At 64.1% G+C, this 6,208-nt stretch carries 7 protein-coding genes; 5 read left to right on the top strand and 2 right to left on the bottom strand.

Features of this window, described 5'->3' with window-relative positions; translation table 11 throughout:
* On the bottom strand, positions 1-182 hold a 182-nt coding region (locus AC1DRD_RS18225; RefSeq protein ID WP_478042474.1), incomplete at its 3' end, for a hypothetical protein.
* A 369-nt stretch (positions 183-551) separates the two neighbouring features.
* Between AC1DRD_RS18225 and AC1DRD_RS18220 the strand changes: the two genes are divergently transcribed.
* The 5 genes from AC1DRD_RS18220 to AC1DRD_RS18200 are packed head-to-tail and all read left to right on the top strand — an operon-like array spanning position 552 to position 5,478.
* The gene (locus AC1DRD_RS18220) at positions 552-1,640 is read left to right on the top strand and encodes an NAD-dependent epimerase/dehydratase family protein (protein ID WP_478042473.1); all 1,089 of its coding nucleotides are present in this window, start codon (positions 552-554) and stop codon (positions 1,638-1,640) included.
* Positions 1,637-2,455 carry a glucose-1-phosphate cytidylyltransferase gene (rfbF, locus tag AC1DRD_RS18215; protein ID WP_478033149.1) on the top strand — a complete coding sequence of 273 codons (819 nt, stop codon included), beginning with the start codon at positions 1,637-1,639 and terminating at the stop codon, positions 2,453-2,455. The genes AC1DRD_RS18220 and rfbF overlap by 4 nt, the downstream gene beginning before the upstream one ends.
* Positions 2,452-3,783 (top strand): NAD(P)H-dependent oxidoreductase, encoded by a 1,332-nt coding sequence (locus AC1DRD_RS18210; protein ID WP_478042472.1) that lies wholly within the window; start codon positions 2,452-2,454, stop codon positions 3,781-3,783. Before rfbF ends, AC1DRD_RS18210 begins: the two co-directional genes overlap by 4 nt.
* A complete protein-coding gene (locus AC1DRD_RS18205) occupies positions 3,780-4,328 on the top strand; it encodes a dTDP-4-dehydrorhamnose 3,5-epimerase family protein (RefSeq protein WP_478042470.1) in 549 nt (182 codons plus the stop codon). The genes AC1DRD_RS18210 and AC1DRD_RS18205 overlap by 4 nt, the downstream gene beginning before the upstream one ends.
* A 25-nt stretch (positions 4,329-4,353) precedes the next feature.
* Positions 4,354-5,478 (top strand): NAD(P)/FAD-dependent oxidoreductase, encoded by a 1,125-nt coding sequence (locus AC1DRD_RS18200; RefSeq protein WP_478042469.1) that lies wholly within the window; start codon positions 4,354-4,356, stop codon positions 5,476-5,478.
* Between the two features lie 227 nt (positions 5,479-5,705).
* Here the strand turns inward: AC1DRD_RS18200 and AC1DRD_RS18195 are convergent, their stop codons facing one another.
* Complete coding sequence (locus tag AC1DRD_RS18195) at positions 5,706-6,062, bottom strand: hypothetical protein (protein ID WP_478042468.1); 357 nt, start codon at positions 6,060-6,062, stop codon at positions 5,706-5,708.
* Positions 6,063-6,208: the final 146 nt, after the last annotated feature.

The following is a 6,208-nucleotide window of genomic DNA, read 5'->3' as shown; positions in this document are numbered from 1 at the left end:
TCCATCAGCAGAATGTGGACGACGTCGCTGCCGTCGTCATCGACCGCTTCGACGTCGCTGAGTTGGCTCGCGTCGACCGCGGCTTCCAGTACGTCAAATCCGTTTTCGGTCAGTATCCTCTGTAACCCGTCCAGAGCTATCCGATTGGGCCCGAGCAGGGCAATCTTGATGCGAGGTATCATTTGGGTCACCCCTCCAATATGAGTTCCGCGCCATCGATCCCCGCAAAAGATTGGCGTTTCTGATCACTTATCATCGGCCGCAAGGCGGCTAGTTAATGATTAGATAATCAACCGGTACAATTAGACGTCAATTCAGCCAAAAGTACTATCCATTATGGACTAATCTGTTATTGCGCCTCCCTCAGAATGTATATATCCTTCGGTGTGCAGCTCTGTGCGACCCTGAGTTTGCCGACTTTTGGTGGCTTCCGTCTAGCCCCGATGGCTAATGATCTGAATTCTACGCGACTTCCCGAATGGAGCGTGATCAATCGTTCCTTAGATGACGCCCGATGTTGAAATCGCGGCGTCGGGATTTGGGGGGCGTCGATGCGTATCCTGATCACCGGAAACATGGGGTATGTTGGCCCTTCGGTCGTGCGACAGTTGCGGCGAATCTATCCCAAATCGCGGATCGAGGGATTCGACTCGGGCTTTTTCGCCCATTGCCTCACGACACCACACGACGTTCCCGAGCGCCGGCTCGACGCCCAGCATTTCGGCGATGTGCGATCGTTCGACGCCCGGCTGCTCGATGGCTGCGACGCGGTGATCCTTCTGGCGGCGGTTTCCAACGACCCGATGGGCGCCCGGTTCGGTCGAGTGACCGAGGAAATCAATCAGGACGCCGCCGTTGCTATCGCCCGGCAGGCCAGCGCCGCGGGTGTTCGAAACCTGGTCTTCGCGTCGAGTTGCAGCGTTTACGGCGTCGCTGAGGGCGGCCCCCGCAACGAGGATGACCCGCTCAATCCGATGACTGCCTACGCTTCCTCCAAAATCGGGGCGGAGCGGGCGCTGGCGACGCTGGCTGGCGACATGACCGTTACTTGCCTGCGCTTCGCGACCGCTTGCGGCATGTCGGATCGGCTGCGGCTCGACCTCGTGCTCAACGATTTCGTCGCCTGCGCGCTCACGACCGGACAAATCTCGGTACTGTCCGACGGGTCGCCCTGGCGGCCGTTGATCGACGTGCGGGACATGGCGCGGGCGATCGAATGGGCCGCGACCCGGTCGCCCGACAATGGCGGCCGTCTGCTGACTGTCAATGCCGGGGCCGATAGCGCCAATTACCAGGTTCGCGATCTCGCCGAGGCCGTCGCGCGACAGGTGCCCGGCTGCAGGGTGTCGGTCAATCGCGATTCGCCGGCGGACTCGCGGTCCTATCGCGTCGATTTCTCGCGTTTCGCGGCACTGGCGCCACACCATCAGCCGCGGATGAGCCTCCAGGATTCGGTCGCCGGCCTCGTCGCCGGATTGCGCGACCTGCATTTCGCCGATGCCGATTTCAGGAATTCATCGCTGATCCGCCTCCACACGCTGAAGGCGCTGATCGCCGAGGGGCGGCTGACAAACGATCTGGAATGGGCCGACCGCCTCGCGCCGGTCGTGCGAAACCCGAGCGAGGAGGTCTTGGTATGAAGGCCGTGATCCTGGCGGGCGGCTTCGGCACTCGTCTCAGCGAAGAGACCGCCGTCACGCCCAAGCCGATGGTCGAAGTCGGCAACCGGCCGATCCTCTGGCACATCATGAAGATCTATGCGCATTACGGTATTCGCGACTTCGTGATCCTGGGCGGATACAAGGTCGACTATATCCGTGCCTATTTCCTCAACTATCAGGCCCGCAGCTGTGACGTTTCGATCGACCTGGGCAGCGGCAGGATCGACTGGCTGAGCCGGTCGGACGACGACTGGCGGGTGACGATCCTCGATACCGGTATCGACACAATGACCGGGGGACGGCTGAAGCGCGCGCGGCATTTGCTCCAGGACGGTCCGTTCTGCCTGACTTATGGCGACGGTGTCAGCGACGTGAACATCGCGGAATTGGTCGCGGCGCATGCGGCATCGGGCGCCTGGTGCACGCTGACCGGTGTCGTCCAGCCCGGCAGGTTCGGCGCATTGCGGCTCAGCGATGACGGTAGCGAAGTGCATGGCTTCAGCGAGAAAGGCGCCACCGACGGCGGTGTCATCAACGGCGGCTTCTTCGTTTGCGAACCCGAAATTTTCGACGTGATCGACGGCGACGAGACGGTGTTCGAGGCTGACCCGATGAACCGGCTGATCGCACGCAACAAGCTCGGCTGCCATATTCATTCGGGCTTCTGGCAGAATATGGACACGTTGCGCGACAAGCACGTGCTGGAGACGCATTGGCACGGCGGTAATGCCCCCTGGAAGATCTGGCCCGATGCGCCGGCGCCGGGCGTCGCTTTGTTGAAGCGCACGGCATGATCCTGGTCGACACGGCGCTGGCGCGGCTCGAGGCGACCGGCTGGCCGATCCGGGTGGGGCTGGTCGGGACCGGCTTCATGGGGGCGGGGATCGTTCGCCAGATCGTCACGGCTACACCCGGCATGCGCATTGTCGCGGTGGCCAACCGTCATATCGAGAGCGCGATCGCCGCGATCGCCGATGTCGGGTTGACCCCGGTCATCTGCGATACGCGCCGGGACATCGAGCGGCGCATCGCCGCCGGCGGGGTCGCCGTCACCCAGGATGCCGAAGCGCTGGCGACCGCTGACGGCATCGATGCCGTGGTCGAGGTGACCGGTTCGATCGAGCATGGCGCGCGCGTGGTCATGGCCGCGATCCACGCCGGCAAGAACGTGATCCAGATGAATGCCGAACTCGACGGCACGGTGGGCCCGATCCTGCGGCGCAAGGCCGAAGAAGCGGGGGTGATCTACACCTTTTCCGATGGCGACCAGCCGGGCGTGCAGATGAACCTGGTGCGCTTCGTGCGCGGTATCGGAGTGACCCCGGTGCTCTGCGGCAACATCAAGGGCCTGCACGATCCGTATCGCGACCCGACCACGCAACAGGCGTTCGCCGCCAAATGGGGACAGAAGCCGGTCATGGTCGCCTCGTTCGCGGATGGCACCAAGATCTCTTACGAACAGGCGATCGTCGCGAACGCCACCGGGTTCCGCGTAGCGCGGCGCGGCATGACAGGCCTCGACTTTTCTGGCGGAGACCCCGAGGCGCCGCTGGTGCCGCTGGAGGAAGCGGTCGAGCCATTGGGCCGCGTGCTCGACGAATACGGGCACGGCCTGGTCGACTATGTCGTCGGGGTAAGGCCCGGGCCGGGCGTGTTCGTGATCGGCACGATCGAGGACCCGCGTCAGCGTCACTTCCTCAACCTCTACAAGCTCGGCACGGGCCCTTATTACTGCTTTCAGACCCCATATCACCTCTGCCATTTCGAGGTGCCGACCTCGATCGCGCGCGCCTGCCTGTTCGGCGACACGGTGTTGGCGTCGATCGACGGACCGCGGGTCGGCGTGGCGGCGGTGGCCAAGCGCGATCTGGTTCCGGGTGACCGCATCACCGAATTCGGCGGCTACGAGACCTATGCCCTCGCCGAGAATTACGACGTGATCGAGCACGAACATTTGCTGCCGCTCGGGCTGGCGCTCGACTGTACGATCCGGCGGCCGGTCGAGCGCGATACGGTGCTGACCTTCGCCGATGTCGATATTCCGCAGGGACGGCTGGTCGACGCGCTCTACGCCGAGCAATCGCGACGATACGCTCCGTCGTTTCTGAGTGCCGCGGAATGATTTTCGAAGAGACCGCGATCAGCGGTTGCTTCGTCATCACGCCCGAGCCGCGCGGCGACGAGCGAGGACGGTTTGCGCGGACCATGTGCCGCACCGAGTTCGCTAATCACGGGCTGTCAGCCGACTTCGTCCAGCAGAATATGTCGGTGACAGCGCAGGCCGGGACTATCCGCGGACTTCATTTCCAACGGCCGCCGCATGCCGAAGCCAAGCTCATCCGTTGCGTGCGCGGCGCCGTGCTCGACGTCGTGGTCGATCTGCGCAGCATGTCGGCGACCCGCTTGACCGTCGTGCAGGTCGAGCTAAGCGATACCAACTGCCGCCAGATCTATGTGCCGCCCGGCTGCGCGCACGGCTTCCAGACGCTCGGAGATGACGTCGAGATGACGTATCTGATGTCCGCGGCGCACGCTCCGGAATTCGAGGGCGGGCTGCGCAACGACGATCCGGTATTGGCGATCGACTGGCCGCTTCCGGTGGCGCAGATTTCACAACGCGACGCGGCGTTTCCGTTGATCGACTCCGATCACCTGCCCCGCCTGTAGTCGCGGGCATCGATCTGGGGGACGTATGGCGGATATCGACGTACTGGTTGTCGGCGCCGGCGTGGTCGGGTTGGCCATCGCCCGGCGGCTGGCGCTCGCCGGCCTCACCACAGTGATCGCCGATTGCGAGGACATGATCGGCACCGGCACGAGTTCGCGTAACAGCGAAGTGATCCATGCCGGCCTGCATTATGACGGCCTTCCTCTCAAGGCGGCGTTGTGCGTGGCGGGACGCCGCCAGCTTTATCGTTTTTGTGCCGAGCATGACGTGCCGCACCGCCGTTGCGGCAAGCTGATCACAGCCTTTTCGCCGGCGGAAGTGCCGACGCTCATGCGGATCGCCGCCGCGGGGGAGCGCGCGGACGTGGACGATCTCGAACTGCTGTCCGGCGAAGAGGCGGCGCAGCTCGAGCCTGCCATCGCTTGTGAAGCGGCGTTGCTGTCGCCTTCGACCGGGATCATCGACAGCCATGCTTTCATGATCGCGCTGCTCGCCGACGCCGAGGCGGCTGGAGCTGTCTTTGCCCGACGCACCAGGGTCGATCGCCTGACCCGTACAATGGCGAGGGACTGGGCGATCCATCTTGCCGGTGAAAGCGGCGCTGCCGCGACGGCGAGGATGGTGGTGAATGCAGCAGGTCACGGAGCGCATGCGATCGCGATGCGCACGGAGGGCCTGCCGTCCGAATGCGTGCCGCAACCCCATTATGCGCGGGGCGTCTATTACGTCTACCAGGGCGCGGCGCCGTTCACGCGACTGATCTATCCGGTGCCGGTCCCCGGCGGGCTGGGCACGCACCTCACGCTCGACATGTCGGGTTCGGCGCGCTTCGGCCCCGATGTCGAATGGATCGATACGCTCGATTATGCGGTGGCGCAGGATCGGCGGGACGCGTTCGCCAGCGCGGCGCGCCGGATCTGGCCGACGCTTGATGCGAAGCGCCTGGTGCCGGGCTATTGCGGCGTCCGTCCCAAGATTTCCGGGCCGGGCGAACGCAATGCCGATTTCATGATCGCGGGCCCACGCGAGCACGGTGTCGATCGGATGGTGCTGTTGATGGGGATCGAGTCGCCCGGTCTCACCGCGTCGCTGGCGATTGCGGATCGGGTCGCGACCGATCTCGGCGTCGGGCGGGCACCGCGCGTCTAGCGAGCCTTGGTAAAGTGACACGACGACGCCAGTGGCTCCAAGGGGGAGATGGATGCGCGTCCAGCGCCGTCGTGCCCGGCCCGCGCAAGCGCGAGCCATCTCGAGTTGATCGGCTGATGAATGAACTCAGCCACCCGGTCTCGTCCGAGACCGTACGGATCGGTCGTTCCCTCTCCGCCCATCACTGGTAAACGATTCGGTCACCGCGCCGGCAACAACTCCGAGCATCATCCTTTGCCGACGATTGCTCCCGAACGGGCGATAGGCCTGCCTATTCGAGTGGGTGAGGGCGGGGACGCGCAATCGAGCGGCAGGTCGTTCGCCGTGATGAGCAATCGCCGTCCGGCCGGCGGCATGACCTGGAAGACCTCTGTCGCGGCGCGGTGCACCGCGGCTTCGTTTTCGAAAAAGATGTCGAAATCATATTCGGGGCCGCGCGCCGGCGCGCCGCTCAGCTTCGCCAAAGCTTCCTCGGTGATGACGAAGCGTAGCGAACAACCGTTCGCGCTGCCGATGAATTCCATGCCCTGGTACTCGGCCGACCAGCGCGCGACACCGGTCAGAAAGGAAAGGTGGGACTGCATCATCATACCCCCAGGGTGGCCGCGACCAGAAGAGGTCGCGCTGTTTCCTGCGCGAACGCTGTAACGGAGGTAAGACGAAGGCGAATCGGCATTGGTGCTACCGCGAAAGAGTGGCCTCGCGGTACTGGATGACCGGAAGAGATCAC

It is taken from the genome of Sphingomonas sp. P4_G2, assembly GCF_056401155.1.
This window is presented reverse-complemented; position numbering and strand designations above follow the sequence as displayed.